The organism is Micromonospora sp. WMMA1923, from assembly GCF_049179195.1.
GTDB lineage: Bacteria > Actinomycetota > Actinomycetes > Mycobacteriales > Micromonosporaceae > Micromonospora > Micromonospora yangpuensis.
Genome location: NZ_JBMHLZ010000001.1, coordinates 2,281,765 through 2,300,351, shown reverse-complemented (window position 1 = coordinate 2,300,351; position 18,587 = coordinate 2,281,765). Strand labels below are relative to the sequence as shown.

General features: G+C 73.6%; 15 protein-coding genes. 8 read left to right on the top strand and 7 right to left on the bottom strand.

From position 1 onward, the window contains the following. Positions 1 to 64: 64 nt before the first annotated feature. Both ACN28G_RS10365 and ACN28G_RS10360 read right to left on the bottom strand, forming a co-directional pair. A complete protein-coding gene (locus ACN28G_RS10365; RefSeq protein WP_421478979.1) occupies positions 65 to 1,111 on the bottom strand; it encodes a beta-ketoacyl-ACP synthase III in 1,047 nt (348 codons plus the stop codon). Between the two features lie 185 nt (positions 1,112 to 1,296). Then, a complete protein-coding gene (locus tag ACN28G_RS10360; RefSeq protein WP_421478978.1) occupies positions 1,297 to 2,643 on the bottom strand; it encodes a helix-turn-helix domain-containing protein in 1,347 nt (448 codons plus the stop codon). A gap of 274 nt (positions 2,644 to 2,917) precedes the next feature. Here ACN28G_RS10360 and ACN28G_RS10355 point away from each other — a divergent pair, with 274 nt between their 5' ends. After that, the gene (locus ACN28G_RS10355) at positions 2,918 to 3,100 is read left to right on the top strand and encodes a hypothetical protein (RefSeq protein WP_091437894.1); all 183 of its coding nucleotides are present in this window, start codon (positions 2,918 to 2,920) and stop codon (positions 3,098 to 3,100) included. A 10-nt stretch (positions 3,101 to 3,110) separates the two neighbouring features. Here ACN28G_RS10355 and ACN28G_RS10350 read toward each other — a convergent pair whose 3' ends face one another. Continuing rightward, the gene (locus ACN28G_RS10350; protein ID WP_421478977.1) at positions 3,111 to 6,131 is read right to left on the bottom strand and encodes a BTAD domain-containing putative transcriptional regulator; all 3,021 of its coding nucleotides are present in this window, start codon (positions 6,129 to 6,131) and stop codon (positions 3,111 to 3,113) included. Positions 6,132 to 6,451: 320 nt separating this feature from the next. Here ACN28G_RS10350 and ACN28G_RS10345 point away from each other — a divergent pair, with 320 nt between their 5' ends. Further along, positions 6,452 to 6,916 carry a nuclear transport factor 2 family protein gene (locus ACN28G_RS10345; RefSeq protein WP_091437887.1) on the top strand — a complete coding sequence of 155 codons (465 nt, stop codon included), beginning with the start codon at positions 6,452 to 6,454 and terminating at the stop codon, positions 6,914 to 6,916. A gap of 140 nt (positions 6,917 to 7,056) precedes the next feature. Here ACN28G_RS10345 and ACN28G_RS10340 read toward each other — a convergent pair whose 3' ends face one another. After that, entirely contained in the window at positions 7,057 to 7,914 is an 858-nt protein-coding gene (locus tag ACN28G_RS10340) for a S1 family peptidase (RefSeq protein WP_091446436.1), read from the bottom strand. A gap of 114 nt (positions 7,915 to 8,028) precedes the next feature. After that, positions 8,029 to 9,090 carry a serine hydrolase gene (locus ACN28G_RS10335; protein ID WP_091437884.1) on the bottom strand — a complete coding sequence of 354 codons (1,062 nt, stop codon included), beginning with the start codon at positions 9,088 to 9,090 and terminating at the stop codon, positions 8,029 to 8,031. Between the two features lie 226 nt (positions 9,091 to 9,316). Between ACN28G_RS10335 and ACN28G_RS10330 the strand changes: the two genes are divergently transcribed. Genes ACN28G_RS10330 through ACN28G_RS10305 form a run of 6 tightly spaced genes read left to right on the top strand, consistent with a single transcriptional unit; the run spans position 9,317 to position 15,330 of the window. After that, positions 9,317 to 10,249: an STM4015 family protein gene (locus ACN28G_RS10330; RefSeq protein ID WP_091437881.1), complete on the top strand. Its 933-nt coding sequence runs from the start codon at positions 9,317 to 9,319 to the stop codon at positions 10,247 to 10,249. A gap of 7 nt (positions 10,250 to 10,256) precedes the next feature. Beyond that, entirely contained in the window at positions 10,257 to 11,204 is a 948-nt protein-coding gene (locus tag ACN28G_RS10325) for an STM4015 family protein (RefSeq protein WP_091437878.1), read from the top strand. A 28-nt stretch (positions 11,205 to 11,232) separates the two neighbouring features. Continuing rightward, positions 11,233 to 12,321, top strand: a complete 1,089-nt coding sequence (locus ACN28G_RS10320) for an STM4014 family protein (protein WP_091437875.1) — start codon at positions 11,233 to 11,235, stop codon at positions 12,319 to 12,321. Then, on the top strand, positions 12,309 to 13,112 hold the full coding sequence (locus ACN28G_RS10315; RefSeq protein WP_421478976.1) for an STM4013/SEN3800 family hydrolase: 804 nt from the start codon (positions 12,309 to 12,311) through the stop codon (positions 13,110 to 13,112). The genes ACN28G_RS10320 and ACN28G_RS10315 overlap by 13 nt, the downstream gene beginning before the upstream one ends. Beyond that, positions 13,109 to 14,434: an STM4012 family radical SAM protein gene (locus tag ACN28G_RS10310; protein WP_091437871.1), complete on the top strand. Its 1,326-nt coding sequence runs from the start codon at positions 13,109 to 13,111 to the stop codon at positions 14,432 to 14,434. The genes ACN28G_RS10315 and ACN28G_RS10310 overlap by 4 nt, the downstream gene beginning before the upstream one ends. Continuing rightward, positions 14,431 to 15,330 carry an STM4011 family radical SAM protein gene (locus tag ACN28G_RS10305; RefSeq protein ID WP_091437868.1) on the top strand — a complete coding sequence of 300 codons (900 nt, stop codon included), beginning with the start codon at positions 14,431 to 14,433 and terminating at the stop codon, positions 15,328 to 15,330. The genes ACN28G_RS10310 and ACN28G_RS10305 overlap by 4 nt, the downstream gene beginning before the upstream one ends. Here the strand turns inward: ACN28G_RS10305 and ACN28G_RS10300 are convergent. Then, positions 15,292 to 16,509, bottom strand: a complete 1,218-nt coding sequence (locus ACN28G_RS10300) for an MFS transporter (RefSeq protein ID WP_091437865.1) — start codon at positions 16,507 to 16,509, stop codon at positions 15,292 to 15,294. The genes ACN28G_RS10305 and ACN28G_RS10300 overlap by 39 nt on opposite strands. Positions 16,510 to 16,737: 228 nt before the next feature. Then, positions 16,738 to 18,534 (bottom strand): right-handed parallel beta-helix repeat-containing protein, encoded by a 1,797-nt coding sequence (locus tag ACN28G_RS10295; RefSeq protein WP_229688364.1) that lies wholly within the window; start codon positions 18,532 to 18,534, stop codon positions 16,738 to 16,740. Positions 18,535 to 18,587: the final 53 nt, after the last annotated feature.

The following is an 18,587-nucleotide window of genomic DNA, read 5'->3' as shown; positions in this document are numbered from 1 at the left end:
TCTCGGTGGTGGCGGGGTGTGCGGATGGGGTGGGGCCCACCCCGGGCGGGATGAGCCGGCGGGGTCAGGCGAGGCCGTCGCCGGGTCGAAGCGTCAGGTCGGGCCAGGTGAGTGCGGCCGCCGCCCAGGTCGCGCCGCCGCCGAAGGCGGCCAGCAGGATCCGGTCACCGGCGGAGAAGGTGCCGGCGGTCACCGCGTCGACGAAGGCCAGCGGGATGGAGGCGGCCGAGGTGTTGGCCACCCGGTCGACGTTGATCACCGCCCGTTCGGTGGGGATGCCGATGGCCTCGGCGGTGGCGGTGAGGATCCGCCGGTTGGCCTGGTGGGCGACGAGCCAGTCGACGTCGTCGACGCTCCAGCCCACCTGGTCCAGCACGGTGGTCGAGGCGAGGCTCATCCGGTTGATCGCGTGCTTGTAGACCGCCCGGCCGGACATGGTGAAGTAGCTGTGCTCGACGTCGGGGCCGATCCCGGCCGAGCGTTGCCGGGAGCCACCGGCGGGGGTCCTCATGATGTCCAGCAGCCCACCGTCGCTGCCGAGCAGGTGGGCGGTGAGACCGCCCGGCTCGCCGGGGTCGCCGGCGCGGATCACCACCGCGCCGGCGCCGTCGCCGAAGATCGGGGAGGTGATCGGGTCGGAGGTGTCGAGGATGGTGGAGACGGCGTCGGCGCCGATGACCAGCCCGGTGCCGTACGCCCCGGAGGCGAGCATGCCGGCGCCGACGGACAGGGCGTAGACGAAACCGGAGCAGGCGGCGTTGAGGTCGAAGGCCGCGATGCCGGCGAGCCCGAGGCGGGCGGCGACGGCGGGTGCGGTGGCCGGGAACGGGTGGTCCGGGGTGCAGGTGGCCAGGATCAGAAAGTCGACGGTCGGGTTGCCGCAGGACGCCAGGGCCCGTCGGCCGGCCTCGACCGCGAGATCGCTGGTGGCAGCCGTGGGTTCGCAGACGAACCGCTGTTCGATGCCGGTGCGGTCGCGGATCCAGTCGGTGGTGACGCCGAGTCGGGCGGCGATCTCGTCGTTCTTCACCACCTGCTCGGGCAGGTACGCGCCGAGTCCGGCGATGACCGCCGTCACGGTGTTCGTGCGCTGTTCGACAGTAGCCGACAAGGTCGTCCTCCCTCGTACGTCGATCGAGCTCGGCGGCGGTCGCGCCGGGCCTTCGGACTCGATGTGCAGTCATTCAACCGGCGGTGTCAGCCGGGGTGCGGCAGTTGTTCCGGCACCCGCGCAGCAGTTGCGCGGCGGGTGCCGCCCGTCGGGTCGGGTCGGCATCCCGTCGATGCCCCGCCCGGTCAGGCCGGGGTGGCGCCGAGGTGCACGGCGCGGACCAGGTGCAGGATCCGGAACCGGGACTGCCCGTGGTCGTAGCTCGGGCGGACCAGGCCGTGCAGGACCAGGTCCCGCACCACCCGGCCGCTGTCGGCCACGCCACGGCCGGTCAGGGCCATCACGTCGGGCAGACCGAAGCTGTCGCCACGGGCGCAGAGGGTGGCCAGCAGCTCCCGGTCGGCCACCGGCAGCCGGGCCAGCCTGCGGTGCAGCGTGTCGCGCAACCGGTTGCCGCCCTCGGCACCGGCCACGTGCTGCAGCAGACCGGCCGGATCGCCGTGCAGGCACTGGTGCAGCATGGTGATGTCGTAGACGACCAGCCAGGACGCCGCCGCCTGCAGGGCCAGCGGCAGCCCGTCGACCCGCCGGCAGATCTCGGCGACCAGCGGCGCGTCGGCGGCGGTGAGGGTGAAGTCCGGCCGGACCCGCCGGGCCCGGTCGACGAAGAGCCGGACCGCGGCTGACCGTCCGATCGCCGAAGGGTCCGCCGGGTCGGTCTCCTCGGGCAACATCAGGGGGGTGAGCAGGAACGGGCGCTCGCCCGGCACCTCCAGGGGGTGCTCGGCGGTGACCAGCACCCGTAGTCCCGGGCAGTGCCGCAGCAGCTGGGCGAAGCGTTCCGGCCGGGCGGCCCGGTCGCCGACCCCGTCGATCACCAGCAGCGGCGGGCGCTCGGCGACGGTCTCCACGAACGCGGCGAGGTCCTCGCCGGCCGCCGCGGCACCCGGGGCGTCCGTGGCGGGCTCGAAGAGCTGCTCGACGCAGCCCCGGACCAGCGCGGCCATCCGGTCCCCGCCGGCGGGTCCGCCCGGCTGCTCGGTCAGGGCACACCAGAGCACCGGGGTGTGGTCGGCGCCGTGCAGCCGGGCCGCCACCTCCAGGGCGAGCCGGGTACGGCCGACGCCGGTCATCCCCACCACGGTGACCAGCCGCTCGGCGCCACCGGCCAGCTCGCCGGTGACGACCGCGCTCTCCTGCTCCCGCCCGAACAGGCAGTCGGCGACGACCGGCGCCGCCGGCGGGTCGGCCTCGTAGCTGGCCTTGACCGCCCAGCTGGTCCGCCCCTGGTTGGCGGCGGTCTCCAGGTCGGCGCGGGCCCGCAGGCCCAGCCGAAGGCCGTCGGCGATCAGCCGGACGGTGTCCTGGCGGGGTCGGCGGGCCCGGCCCTGTTCGAGGTCGCGGATCGCCCGGACGCTGACCGTGGAGAAGTCCGCCAGCTCCCGCTGGGTCAGCCCGATGCGCGTGCGGTGCTGGCGAATCAGCAGGCCGAACTGCGGAACGTCCTCGTTGGTCACCACGTCGATGCTCATGTCGCGTTCTCCACTTTCTCCGGCGGCAGTGGGGATGGTGCGCGACGGGGAGCCGACGGTTGCCGTCAATCCCATGGCTGGGATTTCTCCTCGTCGGGGTCCATCGTCCGCACGGCGCTATCGGCGCGGCATCACGCGCCCAAGTGCCCCCATCACGGCGGCGGCCACCGGCGACACCGGTGATAGCAGCGGGATAACTGCTGGGATAACGGCGCGATTCCGCTGGTCGTTAGCGTGGAGCCAACACCACCGGGAAAGCCTCGAAGGAGTCGACATGCGCCGCACCGCCACGCTGAGGATCTTCGCTCTGGCCGCCACGATCACCGGGTTCGTCGCCTTCGGCGCGGCCACCGCGCAGGCCGGCGAGACGGGCACCTCCGGGCCGGGCGGCACCGCCGTGGTGGTCACGCCGACCCCCACCCCGAGCGCCAGCACCGACAACCACCCCTGGGACTGACGGACCCGCCTCAGGAGGCGGCGGGCCGGCTCGCGGCGATCTCCCCCAGCAGCCGCTCCGCCTCCCGCAGCTCGTGCCGCATGCCCCGCTCGAGGAACGTGGCCACCGCGTTCTCCAGCAACTCCCCCGCCCGACCACGGGCGCCGGCGCGGGCCATCAGCCGGGCGAGGTCCAGCCGGACCGCCGCCGCCCCGCCGTGGTCCATGATCTGCTCCCGTACCGCCAGCGCCCGTTCGAAGGCGCCCCTGGCCTGCTCGTACCGGCCGGTGGCGGCGTGCACCTCGCCGAGGTTGCGCAGCAGGTGTCCCTCGCCGATGATGTCCCCGCTGCGGCGCACCATGGTCAGCACCCCGGCCAGGGTCTGCTCGGCCTGGGCGTGCTCCCCCCGCTGTAACAGCACCTGGCCGGCCCGGCGCAGGGCGTGGGCCTCGCCCCGGCTGTACCCGACCGACCGGAAGATCTCCAGCGACTCCTCCAGCTGGGCCTGGGCCACCGCGCTGTGTCCCCGGCGCATCCAGATGTGCGCGCTCTGGGTCAGTACCGTGGCCCGGCCGACGATGTCCCCGACCCGTTCGAAGTCCCGCGCCGCGTGTTCGTAGAGCACCAGGGCCCGGTCGTCGTCGCCGCCCTGCCGTTCCAGCAGGGCCAGGTCCCGTCGGCAGAGCGCCAACCCGTGCAGGTCACCGAGTTCGTCGAAGGTCTCCTGGGCGGCGCTGAGCGACCGGCGGGCCTGGTCGGGTTGTTGCCGACTGATGTGCAGGGTGCCCAGTGAGCTGAGTACGGCGGCGGTGCCGCGTCGGTTGTCCGCCGCCCGGGTCACCTGCAGCGCCCGCTGGTGGGTCCGTTCCCAGTGGTCGAAGTAGCCGCGCGCCTCGAAGAGGGTGACCAGGGTGGTGGCCAGGTCCCAGCAGAGCTCGTCGAGGCCGGCCTGGGCGGCCTGGTCCACGGCCAGGCAGAGGTTGGCCTGTTCGCTGTCGAGCCACTCGATCGGGTCGGTGAGCAGTCCGTCGACGTAGTCGGTCGGGGGTGACCAGCGGGCGGCGGTGCCGCGCAGCACGGTGAAGTCACCGCCGTAGACCCGGGCGTGGGCCTGTTCGGTGATCGCCAGCCACCCGCCGATCATCCGTTCGGTCGCCGCGAGCTGCACGGCCGGGCTGTCGTTGAGGGCCAGCTGCTCGCGGGCGAAGAGCCGGATGACCTCGTGGAAGCGGTAGCGGAACTCGCCGGTGCTCTCCACCGCGACGGCGTCCAGCATCTGCACGTCGACAAGCGGCTCGACGAGGTCCGACGGGATCGGCCGGTGGTCGTCCAGCAGCGCCCCGGCGATCCAGCCGGGCACGGTCGGGCCCTGCGCCAGGCTGAACAGGCGCAGCAGCCGGCGGTCGGCCCGGTTCAGCCCGTCGTGGGTGAGCGAGAGACTGGCCCGCATGGTCATCTCACCGTGGGCCAGCTCGTCGAGGCGGTGCCGCTCGTTGGCCAGCCGGTGCACCATCGAGGCCAGCGTCCAGTGTGGTCGGGCCGCCAGCCGGGCCGCGACGATCCGCAGCGCCAGCGGCAGGCCACCGACGGTACGGACCAGGGCGGCGGCGGCCTCCGGCTCCCGCTCGACCCGCTCGGTGCCGATCACCCGGCCGAGCAGGTCGAGGGCCTGGGTCTGGTCGAGCACGTCCAGCTCGACCCGGTGCGCGCCGGGCAGCGCGGTCAACCGGGAGCGGCTGGTGACCAGGACCGCGCAGCTGCTGCTGCCGGGCAGCAGCGGGCTGATCTGGCGCTCGCTGGCCGCGTCGTCGAGCACCACCAGCATCCGACGGGTGGCCAGCAGTGTCCGGTACATCTCGGCGCGTTCGTCGGTGTCGTCGGGGATGACCGGGCCGGGGATGCCCAGCGCCCGCAGGAACCGGCCGAGGGCGTCCTTGGTGCTCACCGGCTCGGTGCCGGCGCCCCGCAGGTCACAGTAGAGCTGGCCGTCGGGGAAGCGTTCGCCGCCGAGGCGGTGGGCCAGGTGGGTGCCGAGCGCGCTCTTGCCGATCCCGGGTTTGCCGGCGATGACCACCACACCGAGCGCCCGTTGGCCGTCGTCGCCGAGCAGCGCCCGTTCCAGGGACCGCACAAGTGGTTCGCTGGTGACGAAGTCGGCGGTGTCCGCCGGCAGCTGGTGGGGACGCTCCTCGCCGTACGGCGTCGGGTGGACGGAGGCGACCGGCGGTCGGACCGGTTCCGGCGCCGGGGCCCCGGTGGCGTGCAGGGCCGCCGGGTCACCGGCGAGGATCGCGCCCTCCAACTGGCGCAGCTCCTCACCGGGGGCCAGTCCCAGCTCCTCGGCGAGCAGTTCCCGGCCGGCCCGGTAGACGTCCAGCGCCTCGGCCTGGCGCCCGGAGCGGTACAGCGCGAGCATCAGCTGGCCACGCAGCCGCTCGCGCAGCGGGTACTCGTGCACCAGCCGGCTGGCCTCGCCCACGATCTCGTGACTGCGGCCCAGCCCGAGCTCCAGCTCCAGGTAGGTCTCGATGGCGGTGAGCCGGTCCTCGTCGAGCCGCAGGCCGCGGGTGCGCAGGGCCTCGCTCGGGATGCCGCTGAGGCAGGGACCGCGCCAGAGCGCCACGGCCGCCCGTAGGCTCTCCGCCGCCTCGGCGAGCCGGCCTTCCTTGACCAGCACCCGCGCCGCGGTCACCTGCCGGTTGAACACGTGCAGGTCCACCGTGTCCTCGTCGGTGCGCAGCAGGTAGCCGGGGGCGCGGGAGACCACCGAGGCGGACAGCCCGGCGGCGGTGAAGCTCTTGCGGATGCGGGACACGCAGATCTGGATCTGGGTACGGGCGGTGTCGGGGGGCTCCTCGTGCCAGATCAGGTCGAGCAGCCGGTCGGTGGCGACCACCCGGCCCGCCTCCATCAACAGGCAGGCGAGGATGATCTCCTGCCGACCGGGGGGAATCCGTACCGTGCCGGCCGGCCCTTCCACCTGCAGGGGGCCGAGCACCCGGAACATGATCCCGGTGGTGGCCGCTGGTCTGGCGGTGAACGAGTCGGGCATGTGTCTCCCGTACCGACAGCTATTCAGAAATGACTATTCTTCATGTAGCTCACCGCATCGGGGCGGTCGCTGTCCACCAGCAGAGAGATCATCTCTTCGACCCGTCCGTAGGTTGCGCGACCCACCCCGACTGGTCCACACCCTGGGTACGCGCCCCGCAGCGTTCGGCGACCGAGCCGAGGAGACACACCAGCGACACCCGAGACGTCCCACGACGGGGAAAGCGCGGTGATAGGCCGGAGTTGCCTCGTTGGCCGACAGTTTCCGGTAACGGCCACGGCAGGTGGGCGAACGGGGAAGCTGGCAGGAAGGACGACCGGATGAGCAGCCACGGGGGCATGCGCCCGCCCCGAAGCGCGGCGGTGACCGCTGCCGGAGTCGACCACGTGCGCTTGTCGTACCACTACCTGGACACCGGCGACATCGACGCGTACGGCTCACTTCTCGACGAGGACGTCCAGGTCCGCCGCCCGGACCTGGCCCACGGACGCGGCCGGGCCGAGGTGCTGCGTACCCACGCGCAGGTGGCCGGCCCACCCGCCCGGCACCAGATCCACAAGGTCATCGCCGACGGCGACGGGGTGGCGGTGACCGGCCGGTACACCGGGCCGGTGACCCCACGGCCGGGACAACCCACCGGAACGCACGACTTCGTCGACGTCTTCACCGTCGGCGACGACGGAATGCTGCTCGGCTACCGGCGGTACTACTTCGTCGCGCCCGGCCCCGACGACCGGTGGGGCCGCTCCAGCTTCCCGGCGGCGGAGCCCTCACCTACCTGCTGACCCGCCGCGACGGTCCGGTACGACCGACACCCCGAGCCGCCGACGCGCCCGCACCGTTCCGGTGCGCGGTACGGTCGCGTCGGCCGCCGGGCGGTGAGGGACCCCTCACCGCCCGGCACCCACCTACCGCCGGCGGCGGATCACCGCACGGTCAGCCCGTACGCGGCGAGGATCTCGTTGATCGGCTGGTAGTAGGTGCTGCCGCCGGAGGTGCAGTTGCCGCTGCCGCCGGAGAGAATGCCGAGCACGACCCCGGTCGCGGCGACGTAGAGCGGACCGCCGCTGTCCCCGGACTCGGCGCAGATGTTGGTGCGGATCAGGCCGGAGACGGAGCCCTGGGCGTAGTTGACCGTCTGGTTGAGCGCGGTGACGGTACCGCACCGCACACCGGTGGTGGCGCCGCTGCGGCAGACGGCCTGCCCGACGAGGGCGGTGCCGGTGCCGGCGACCGGCAGCTGACCGGGGTAGGTGTGGATCGCGCCGGGGTGCGGCAGGCCACCGGTGTGCTGGATCAGCCCGTAGTCGTCGCCGGGGAAGCTGGTGGCCACCCGCGGGCCGAGCGGCGAGGTCCGGGCGCTGTCGGCGTACCAGGTGGTCGCGGTGGCGGTGCAGTGTCCGGCGGTGACGGCGTACCAGGTGGTGCCCCGACGGGCGTTGAGCCCGAGCGAGCAGCGCGCCCCGCCGCTGCCGTGGATCGCCTGGCCGGCGGCGATCAGCGGGCGCAACCGGCCCGGCTCCCGGCGCAGCAGCGCGCCGGCCCGCTCGGCGGTGGCCCGCAGCACCGCCAGGTCGGCCGCGCCCACGGTGTCGTCGACGCCGAGGGTGACCCGGCCGGTGGCCGGGTCCAGGCCCCAGGTGGTGCCGGCGGTCCGCACCCCGGCCAGCGCCGCCGACACCGTGGCGGGATCGGGCGGCGACGCCGCCCGGGCGGGTGCGCCGGCCGGTACGAGCAGGAGCAGCACGGCCGTGACGAGGGTACCGATCGGGGTACGACGCATCCTGACCTCCGAATTGATCAGCATGGATGACTGTGGGTACAGCATCCGCGCTGCGGCGGCCGGACACAACAGCCACGCCCGGACCGTCGGGGCCCGCCGTACCGCCGGCTCCGCTCAGCCGCCGTTGACGGGGCGGAACGGCACGAGCCGCTGGCGTGGCTGCGCGCCGGCCACCGACGCCGCGACCCCGGCGGTGTCGACGGTGTCGAGCAGGAGCCGGCCCAACGCGGCGTGCGCCCGTACCGCCGGGTGGGTCCCACCGTAGTTGTCCAGGTCGCCGAGGGAGTCGGCGAAGAACGCGTAGGTGAGCGCCGGCGCGCCGGTGGCGTCGAACATGATGCCGGCCTCGTGCCGGGCCGCGCCCCGGGTGTCGTAGTCGGCGCCGTACTTGGTGGCCACCCGACTGCGCTGCGCCGAGGACATGTCCCGGCGGATGCCGTCGTGGTAGCCGTTGATCCAGCGCAGGATGCCCAGCAGGAAGTTCGCCGACCGGGTCGACAGCAACGTCCGGGCGGCCAGCCGCCGGAGCAGGTCGTGGGTCTCCCGGGGCGTGGTGACCCCGAGGTAGAACCGGTTCGGGTTGGCCACCGGCTCCACCCGGGTGTGGGCGAACCCCTTCGCGGCGAGGATCTCGTTGATCTCCAGCGCCGGCACCACCCGGCCGCACATCCGTACCGCCGTGTTGTCCGAGACCAACAGCAACGCGGTGAGCACGTTGGCCAGGGTGAGCTCGTCACCGTAGACGGTCTGCAGGAAGTAGATCCCACTGCCGCCGAGGATGATGTCGGCGGTCAGGTCCAGCCGCTGGTCGAGGCGGAGCTCACCCCGGTCGATCTTGTCCATGACGGCCACCGCGACGGCCAGCTTCTGCACGCTGTAACCCTGGGTGACCCGGTCGGCGTCGTCGGCGACCACCGGCTGCAGGGTGCCCGCCGGATCACGCAACGCCACGTGCGAGTGCCACACCCCGCCCGCCGCCGCCTTCTGCTGCTGGTAGGCCTGCCGGATCCGGGTCGCCGGGTCGACGACCCGGTCCACACCCGGTCCGCCGGGTCCGGCATCGGGCGGGCCCGGGTCGGTCGGTCCGGCGGCCCGCGCTGCATCCGGCGTCACCGCCCACGCGGCTGCCGCCGCCCCCACACCCAACGCCAGCCGCCGACTGACCTGCTCCGCCATGCGTTGCTCCCCTGTTCGACCGACACCACCGACAACCGCCTCGGAGCACATCGGACCGAGTCGGCTCGCGTCAATATCGCACCCGGTCGAGGCGGCACGCCACCTCCCACCCCGCGACCTGCCGCGGCGTCGCACCCGGCGTCGGCGGGCCCTCGGTGCTGATCATCGTGTCGGTGGGGCTTGTTACGGTCGCACCCGTCATCGCACAGCAAAGCCGGAGGCCGGTGTGATCAACTCCCATCTGACGTCGTTCGCCGGGCTGCCCGTGGCACCCTTCGTGCCGGGCGGCACACTGCCGGACGACCCGTCGGCAGTCGCCTGGCGACTGGAGATCGAGGACTTCGACGCCGAGCCGGAGGTCTTCGCCGCCCTGTTCGCCGCGTTCCGCGCCGAGGTGCCCGCCGAGGCGGTACGCGCGGTGGTCATCGGCGAGTGGGGCGCGGCGTACGAGTCCGCTCCCCCACTGGACCTGCTGGTCGCCGCAGCCGGCGAGTGGACCGGGCTGCGCCACCTCTTCCTCGCCGACCTGGTCGGTGAGCAGTGCGAGATCTCCTGGATCACCCACGACGACATCACCGGGCTGCTGCGGGCCTACCCGGCGTTGGAGACGTTCTGGGTACGCGGCGGCAACGAGCTGCGGCTGGCGCCGCTGCGCCACGACGGGCTGCGGGAGTTGGGTTTCCAGACCGGCGGGCTGCCCGCCACGGTCTCCCGGGCGGTCGCCGCCAGCGACCTGCCGGCCCTGCGCCGCCTCGACCTCTGGCTCGGCCAGCAGCAGTACCAGGGCGACACCACCGGCAAGGACCTCGCCGAACTGCTGGCCGGCGACCGGGTGCCCGAGCTGCGCCACCTGGCGATCTGCAACTCCGAGTTCGCCGACGACATCGCCCGGGCGGTCGCCACCGCCCCGGTGGTGGCCCGGCTGGAGGTGCTCGACCTGTCCAAGGGGGTGCTCACCGACACCGGCGGCGAGGCACTGCTGGCCGGCCAGCCCCTGACCCACCTGCGCCGGCTCGACCTGAGCCACCACTTCCTCTCCGAGCAGTGCGCCGACCGGCTGGTCGCCGCCCTGCCCGGCGTCGAGGTCGACATCGCCGACCCGCAGGAGGTCCACGTCTACGGCGACCGCGAGTACCGCTTCACCGCGGTCGGCGAGTGAACCGGCCATGACCTTCGGCGCACACGCCACCCACTTCGCCGGCCGCCCCGTCGTCCAGGTGCCACCCGACGGCCCGCTGCCGGACGTGGCCGGCCCGGTCGCCTGGCGGCTGGCCGTCAACGACTTCGACCAGCAGCAGGAGCACGTGCCGTCGGCGGCCTTCGCGGCAGCCTTCGACCGCTTCGTCACCCAGGCCGGCCCGACGGTGGAGTCCCTGGTCGTCGGTGCCTGGGGCTACGCGGCGTTCAACACCGCCCCGATCGAGCAGATCTGCGCCGCCGCACCCCGGCTGCCGGCCCTGCGGTCGCTCTTCCTCGGCGACATGACCTTCGACGAGTGCGAGGTCTCCTGGATGCTGGTGGGCGACGTCAGCCCGCTGCTGACCGCGTACCCGCAGCTGGAGGTGCTGTGGGTACGCGGCGGCCAGGACTTCCGGTTCACCCCGGTCCGGCACCCGGCCCTGCGGGAGCTGACGGTGCAGAGCGGCGGGCTGTCCCGGTCGTTCGTCGGCGCGACCCTGGACTCCGACCTGCCCGCCCTGACCGACCTCGAACTGTGGCTCGGCGACCCCGACTACGGCGGCGACACCGAACTGGCCGACCTGGCCCCGCTGCTGGCCGGGCAGCGCTTCGCGGCGCTGCGTCGGCTCGGGCTGCGCAACGCCCAGCACGCCGACGAGCTGGCCGAGGCACTGGCCGACGCCCCGGTGGTGGCCCGGCTGCGCCGGCTGGACCTCTCCCTGGGCACCCTCGGCGACCGGGGCGCCCGCGCCCTGCTCGCCGGCCAGCCCCTGACCCACCTCGACCAGCTGGACCTGCACCACCACTACCTCACCGACACCACGGCCGCGGCGGTCACCGCCGCGCTGCCCGGGGTACGGGTGGACCTCTCCGACCCGCAGGAGGAGGACTCCGACGACGACGAGCCGCACCGCTACGTGGCGGTGGGCGAGTGACCACCGGCCGGCACCCGACGGGGCCGCCATGCGGCTGACCGTACTGGGCAACCCGGACAACCGCCGGGTCACCGGCTTCACCGCGGCGGTACGGGCCGCCGGGCTGCCCGCACCGACCGTGCTGCCCTGGGCCGACCTGCTCACCGGCGCCACCCCACCCGGGCCGGGCACCCTGCTGCGCGTCGACTCCCCCGGCGAGGACCCGCAGGTCGACCGGCTGCTGCGCGGGGCGGCCGCCCCGGCCCGCCACGGCGAACTGCTCGGCCTGGCCGACACGTACGCCGGGATGGTCGACGCCCTCGACCGGGTCGCCGCCGGCGGTGCGGAGCTGCTCAACGACCCGACGGAGATCGCGGTGCTCTGCGACAAACGCCGCTGCCACGCCCGGCTGACCGCCGCCGGGGTGCCGGTACCCCCGGCCCTCGGCCCCGTCGACGGGTACGCCTCGCTGCGGGCGGCCATGGACCGGGCCGGCTGGCACCGGGTCTTCGTCAAACCGGCACACGGCTCGTCGGCCGCCGGGGTGATCGCCCTGGCCGTCGGCGCCCACCGCCTCCAGGCGGTCACCCCGATCGAGGTGGCCCCGGACGGGCTGTTCAACTCCCTGCGGATCCGCCGCTACGACGACGAGGCGACCATCGCCGCCCTGGTCGACCGGCTCGCCCCCGAGGGCCTGCACGTGGAACGCTGGTTACCCAAGGCCGGGCTCGGCGACCGGGTGGTCGACCTGCGGGTGGTGGTGGTCGCCGGTGAGCCCCGCCACGCGGTGGTGCGCACCGCACGGGGCCCGCTGACCAACCTGCACCTGGGCAACGCCCGCGGTGACCTGACCGCGCTGCGGGCCGCCGCCGGCCCGGCCGCCTGGTCGGCGGCGATGCGCACCTGCCAGCGGGCCGCCGCCTGCTTCCCGGGCAGCCTGCAGGTCGGGGTCGACCTGATGTTCCTCACCGGCTGGCAGCGGCACGCCGTCGCCGAGGTCAACGCCTTCGGTGACCTGCTGCCCGGGGTGCTCGCCGACGGCCGGGACACCTACGCCGCGCAGGTCCACGCCCTGACCAGCGGCCAATGGGCCCGCTGGCGGGCGACCGCACCGGAGGTGCCGGCATGCGGAGCCTGATCGGCAGCCACGACATCTGCCTGGTCACCCTGGACACCCTGCGCTACGACGTGGCCGCCGAACTGGCCGCCACCGGCCGCACCCCCGCGCTGACCCGGCTGCTGCCCGCCGGCCGGTGGGAACGGCGGCACTCCCCGGCCAGCTTCACCTACGCCGCCCACCACGCCTTCTTCGCCGGCTTCCTGCCCACCCCCACCACCCCGGGCCGACACGTCCGGCTGTACGCCGCGGCCTTCCCCGGCAGCGAGACCGCCGGCGACGACACCTGGGTCTTCGACGCCCCGGACCTGCCCACCGCCCTGGCCGGCCAGGGCTACCACACGCTCTGCCTGGGCGGGGTCGGCTTCTTCAACCAGCGCAGCCCGCTCGGCGCGGTGCTGCCCGGACTCTTCACCGAGGCGCACTGGGAGCCCGCCTTCGGCGTCACCGCACCGGACTGCCTGGACGCCCAACTCGACCGGCTGGAGCAGGTGCTGCCCACCGTCGCGCCGACCCGGCCGCTATTCACCTTCCTCAACGTCGCGGCGCTGCACCAACCCAACAGGCACTACCGGCCCGGCGCCGAACGCGACGACCTGACCAGCCACGCCGCCGCCCTGGAGTACGTCGACGGCCGGATCGACCGGCTCGTCGCCCTGCTCACCAGCCGGGGCCGGCCGGTGTTCACCATCGTCTGCGCCGACCACGGCACCGCCTACGGCGAGGACGGGCACACCGGCCACCGGATCGGCCACGACGTCGTCTGGAGCGTCCCGTACGCCCACTTCACCCTGCCCCCGGGAGCACCGTGACCAGCACCGACCAGCACCTCGACGGCTCGCCCTACCAGCAGTACGTGTACGCGTACCCGCACAAGACCTCGTACCGCGCCCTGCGGCCCCGGCCGACGCTGGCCGAGGTGTGGCGGGCCGAGCCCCGCGACGCGCTCTTCCTCTACCTGCACGTGCCGTTCTGCGAGATGCGCTGCGGCTTCTGCAACCTGTTCACCCGCGCCCACGCCCCCGCCGACCAGGTCACCGCCTACCTGCGACAGCTGCGCCGACAGGCCGAACAGGTAGCCGACAGCCTCGGCGGCGACGCCGGGTACGCCCGCACCGCCCTCGGCGGCGGCACCCCCACCTACCTGACCGCCGACGAGCTGACCGAACTGTTCGACATCGCCACCACCACGATGGGCGCCCGGCTGCCCGGCGTACCGCTGTCGGTGGAGACCTCCCCGGCCACCGCGACCCCGGAGCGGCTGGCGGTCCTGGCCGCGCACGGCACCACCCGGGTCAGCATCGGGGTGCAGAGCTTCCTGGACGTCGAGGCCCGCGCCGCCGGTCGGCCGCAACGCCGCACCGAGGTGGAGGCGGCCCTGGCCGCCATCCGCGACGCGGCGATCCCGGTGCTCAACATCGACCTGATCTACGGCATCGACGGGCAGAGCGCCGAGACCTGGCGGCAGAGCCTCGACGCCGCGCTGGCCTGGCAGCCCGAGGAGCTGTACCTCTACCCGCTGTACGTGCGACCGCTGACCGGGCTGGGCCGACGGGCACCCAGCCGGGCCGACTGGGACGCCGACCGGCTGGCCCGCTACCAGCAGGCCGTGCAGGTCCTCGGCGCGGCCGGCTACCGGCAGGAGTCGATGCGCCAGTTCCGCCGGGCCGACGTGCCCACCCCCGCCGGACCGGACTACTGCTGCCAGGCCGACGGCATGGTCGGCCTCGGCTGCGGCGCCCGCTCCTACACCACCGACCTGCACTACTCGTTCGACTACGCGGTCAGCGTGTCGCAGGTGCGCGCGGTCCTCGACGACTACCTGTCCCGCCCCGCCGACGACTTCCGGTACGCCGAGATCGGCTACCGGCTCGACGCCGTCGAACAGCGCCGACGCTGGCTGCTCCAGTCACTGCTGCGCGTGCAGGGGGTGGACGCCGCCGCCTACCGGGCCCGCTTCGGCGCCACACCGGTCGACGACTTCCCACAGCTGGGCGAGCTGGCACGGCGGGGCTGGGCCAGCGCCGACGGGCTGCGGCTGACCCCGGCCGGGTTGGCCCGCTCCGACGCGATCGGCCCGTGGCTGACCTCCCACCAGGTCCGCCACGCGATGGACGGGTACGCCCTGCGGTGAGCCTGGCGATCCTCTACCGCGGCCCGCTGGCCAGCTGCAACTACGACTGCCCGTACTGCCCGTTCGCCAAGCGCCACGACCCGCCGGAGCTGCTGGCCGCCGACCGGACGGCGTTGGACCGGTTCACCGCCTGGGTCCGGCAGACCACCGACGTACCGCTGTCGGTGCTGTTCACCCCGTGGGGCGAGGGGCTTACCCGCCGCTGGTACCGGGAGGCGATGGTGGCCCTGTCGCACCTGCCGCACGTGCGGCGGGTGGTCATCCAGACCAACCTGGCCGCCCGGGTCGACTGGCTGGCCGACGCCGACGCCCGGCGGGCGGCCCTGTGGACCACCTACCATCCCGGCCAGGTGAGCCGGCAACGCTTCCTGGACCGCTGCGCCCGCCTGTCGGAGCTGGGCGTGCGCTACTCGGTGGGGGTGGTCGGCCTGCCCGAGCACCTCGCCGAGGCCCAGGCGCTGCGCGCCGCCCTGCCCGCCGAGGTGTACCTCTGGGTCAACGCCGCCGAGGGGCACCGCTACGACGCCGCCGAGGAGGCGCTCTGGACGGGGCTGGACCCGCTGTTCGGCTACAGCGTCCGCCCGCACCTCTCCCTGGACCGGCCCTGCCACGCCGGGGAGACGGCGATCTCGGTGGACGGCGACGGCACCGTCCGCCGCTGTCACTTCCTGCCCACCCCGATCGGCAACCTCTACGACGGGTCCTGGCGAGCGGCGCTGCGGCCCCGCCCGTGCCCCGCCGCGACCTGCGACTGCCACATCGGCTACGTCCACCTCAAACCGCTGGGCCTGCGCGACGTCTTCGCCGGCGGGGTGCTGGAACGCATCCCGGCCGTCTGGCCACACCCGGCACCCGACTCAGCCCGCCTTGCCGACCCCGGGCACGTCGTCGGCTGACCCGCGGCGGTGCGTCACCAACAGCGCCACCAGGACGACCCCGGCCAGCGCGGCGCAGGTGGCAAAGGTCGCCGGCACCGACGTGGCGCTCTGCACCGGCCCGAGCAGCAGCGGAGAGACGAACTGGCCGGTGAAGGTGGCGGTGGCCAGCAGCGCGGTGGCCTGGCCGCGTCGGTTCGGCGGCACGTGCTCGGCCACCAGCAGGGTCATCGCCGGCACCGCCACCCCCATCCCGATGCCGAAGACCGCCGGTGCCACCAGCAGCAGCGCCGGCACGTCGGTCACCGCGAGGGTGGCCAGCGCCACCGTCCAGGTCGCGAACGAGACGATCACCAGCCGGGGGTTGCCGAGCCAAGCCCGCAGGCGGGCGTAGCCGAGGCCGACCAGGCTCATCACCAGCGACATCGTCGCGGTGAACAGGGCCACCGTGAACGGTCTGGTGATGCCCACCTCGGCCAGCCGCAGCGGCAGGAAGACCAGCACGCCGTAGAGCAGGCCACTGGCCACGAACTGCAGACCGCAGAGGACCAGGACCTGCCGGGGGAAACTGAACAGCCGACCCAGCGCAGCCCCGGCCCCGCCCGGCGGACCCGCCGTGGTCGCCGGCAGCAGCCAGAGCACCGCCAACCCCAGCGGCACACCCAGCAGGTACACCGCGAACGGGGCGTGCCAGGAGATCGCCCCGAGCGCGCCACCGACCATCGGGAAGCAGATGCCGCCGAGACTGATCGCGGTCGACCGCCACCCCATCGCCCGGTCCCGGGCCGCCCCCTCGTAGAGGTTGAGCAGGCCCACCGTGGCGCCGGTGAAGACGACCGCCGCGCCGACGCCGAAGACCAACCGGCTGGCGATCAGCACCGGGTACGAGCTGACGACCAGCCCCACCGCGCCGGCCAGCCCGTAGAGCACCAGCCCGGCGGCGAGCGGGCCGCGTACCCCCCAGCGGTCCATCGCCCGACCCACCAGCGGCCCGGCCAGCGCCAACGACAACCCGTGGGCGGTGAGGATCAGGCCGGCGGCGGCCGAGGTCAGGCCCAGGTCGGCCCGGATCAGCTCGATCACCGGCACCAGGACCGCACCGGCCATCACGGTCAGGGTCGAGGCCAGCAAGAGCACGGCCAACACGGACCCGTCGGTACGCCGCCCGGGGTCGGCCTTCGCGGCGACCGGGCCGGTCATCGCCGATCCCCGTTCGGCGTGTCGGCGGCGTGGCGGTGAGCGACGGTCATCGGATCAGCATTCACCGCTTCCAATGTGGAGGTCAAGGTCGTTAATCCGACGTACCACCAGCGTTCCATCGGCGGTGACCCTGCCGGTCCGGATCGTCCGGCGCGGCGCGGCCGGAGCTCCGGCCGGCGGCTGCCGGCGGCAACGCGGTGCCGCCGGCAGCACGGTGACCGGCCGGACTCAGAGCCGGGCACCCACCTCCGCGCCGTTGCTCGGGCGCAGGAACGACGAGGTCGGGATGGACCCGTCCGCCGCCCGTGGGCCGGTGATCGTCGAAGGGTCGGTGCTGACGAAGGTCCAGCTGCCGCCGAGGTTCCAGGAGTTGCCGGCGCCGGTGGAGCTGCCCAGCGAGGCGTTGGTGCCGCCGTTGCCGACCGACAGGTTGCCGGTGAGTCTGGAGGTGGACCGGGAGACGTTGAAGCCGTCCTTGCCGTTGTCCCAGGCGGTGTTGCGTTCCCAGACCAGGGTGCCGGGGTTGCCGTTGTCGATGAAGCCGCTGGCCGAGTTGTCCCAGGCCATGCTGTTGCGGGTCAGGTGGTTGACGGCCGGGCGCGGGTCGGTGCCGCCACCGTTCTTGAAGCCGTTGCCGTCACCTGTGTAGTGGGGCAGGTTCCACCGGTTGTAGCCGTTTCCGTAGGCGACGCTGTTCTCGATCACGATCGGGCTCAGGAAGAGCCAGGCGTCGAAGCCGTCGTCGGCGTTGTTCCACAGCCGGGCCCCCCGGACCACGTTGCCGGCGCCGGAGCCCTCCTTGATGGCCAGACCGTCCGCGCTCTCGCCGTTCTTACGCGGGTCACGGTTGCCGTAGCTGTCCAGGTCGATGATCTGGTTTCCGGCCGAGGAACCCTGCAGGTGCAGACCGGACTCGTAGTTGTTCCGGGTGATCAGCCGCTCGTACCGGCCGTTGTTGGTGTCCATCCCGAAGATCCCGTACGGGCCGTTGATGATCTCCAGACCGACGAACCGCCACCAGTCGCCCTCGACGTGCAGGGCGCCCCGGTCCGGACGCGGGATGCTCGAGTCCACGGCGCCCGGGGTGTACGGCATGTTTTCCCCGTCGATGATCACGCGCTCGTCCTGGTAGTTGATGAGGGTGATCGGCTGGGTGGAGCTGCCGTCCTTGAGGATCTTGATGGTGACGTTCGGCGCGTACGTGCCGCCGCGTACCGCGATGGTGCCGCCCGGCTGGACCAGGTCGTGGGCGCGCTGGATGGTCCGCAGCGGCCGGGTCAGGGTCCCCGGGTTGGCGTCGTCACCGGTGGTGGCCACGACCAGGGTGCCGGTCGTCGGTGGCGCAGTGGTCACCGGCGGGGTGGTCGGTGGCACCGTCGTCGGCGGCGGGGTGGTCGGCGCGGTGCCGCCGGTGTCGACCCGTACGTCGTCGAAGGAGGCCGACGCGTACGCGGTCTGCAGACCGATCCGGCCGGCGCTCGACAGCGAGTTGGTCGCCTGCCCGACCGGGGCGCCGTCGACGGTGCCCCGGATGGTGCTGCCGTCGACGGTGATGGCGAGGGTGTACCAGGTGCCGGTGGCGACCGTCCGCGAGGCGCTGCCGAGCACCGTCACCGAACTGCCACTGACGGCCTGCAGTTGCACCTGGTTGCCGGCCAGCAGCGCCAGCCGGTAGTACCGCGTCGAGCCGGAGGCGCGGGCGAGCAGGCCGGCGTGGCCGCCCGCGCCCAGGCTGAGCGGCTTGACCCGGGCCTGCACGGTGTAGCTGGTCCAGCTCGTGCTGCCGGCGAAGATCCGGGCGTTCTCACTGCCGGAGTTGCTCTGGCGGACGACCGGGGATCCGTCGGAGACGACGGCCCAGGTCCCGCCCGACTTGGACCAGTCACTGATGTCGCCGTCGGCGAAGTCGTCGCTGAAGACGGTGGCGGCGGAGGCGGTGGTGGCCAGGCCGACCACAAGGGCGGCCGCGGATGCGAGCACCGCGGTCAGCACGAGAGCCAGCCGACGCTGGCGGGACGGGCGCATGACGGCTTACCTCCGGGGATGGAGTGGGTGATGGCCGGTGGTGGCGACACAGC

Bases quoted from the DNA above. Each gene is read 5' to 3' on its own strand.
- ACN28G_RS10360 (WP_421478978.1), bottom strand. From the start codon at position 2,643: ATGAGCATCGACGTGGTGACCAACGAGGACGTTCCGCAGTTCGGCCTG.
- ACN28G_RS10355 (WP_091437894.1), top strand. From the start codon at position 2,918: ATGCGCCGCACCGCCACGCTGAGGATCTTCGCTCTGGCCGCCACGATC.
- ACN28G_RS10350 (WP_421478977.1), bottom strand. From the start codon at position 6,131: ATGCCCGACTCGTTCACCGCCAGACCAGCGGCCACCACCGGGATCATG.
- ACN28G_RS10345 (WP_091437887.1), top strand. From the start codon at position 6,452: ATGAGCAGCCACGGGGGCATGCGCCCGCCCCGAAGCGCGGCGGTGACC.
- ACN28G_RS10340 (WP_091446436.1), bottom strand. From the start codon at position 7,914: ATGCGTCGTACCCCGATCGGTACCCTCGTCACGGCCGTGCTGCTCCTG.
- ACN28G_RS10335 (WP_091437884.1), bottom strand. From the start codon at position 9,090: ATGGCGGAGCAGGTCAGTCGGCGGCTGGCGTTGGGTGTGGGGGCGGCG.
- ACN28G_RS10325 (WP_091437878.1), top strand. From the start codon at position 10,257: ATGACCTTCGGCGCACACGCCACCCACTTCGCCGGCCGCCCCGTCGTC.
- ACN28G_RS10320 (WP_091437875.1), top strand. From the start codon at position 11,233: ATGCGGCTGACCGTACTGGGCAACCCGGACAACCGCCGGGTCACCGGC.
- ACN28G_RS10315 (WP_421478976.1), top strand. From the start codon at position 12,309: ATGCGGAGCCTGATCGGCAGCCACGACATCTGCCTGGTCACCCTGGAC.
- ACN28G_RS10300 (WP_091437865.1), bottom strand. From the start codon at position 16,509: ATGACCGGCCCGGTCGCCGCGAAGGCCGACCCCGGGCGGCGTACCGAC.
- ACN28G_RS10295 (WP_229688364.1), bottom strand. From the start codon at position 18,534: ATGCGCCCGTCCCGCCAGCGTCGGCTGGCTCTCGTGCTGACCGCGGTG.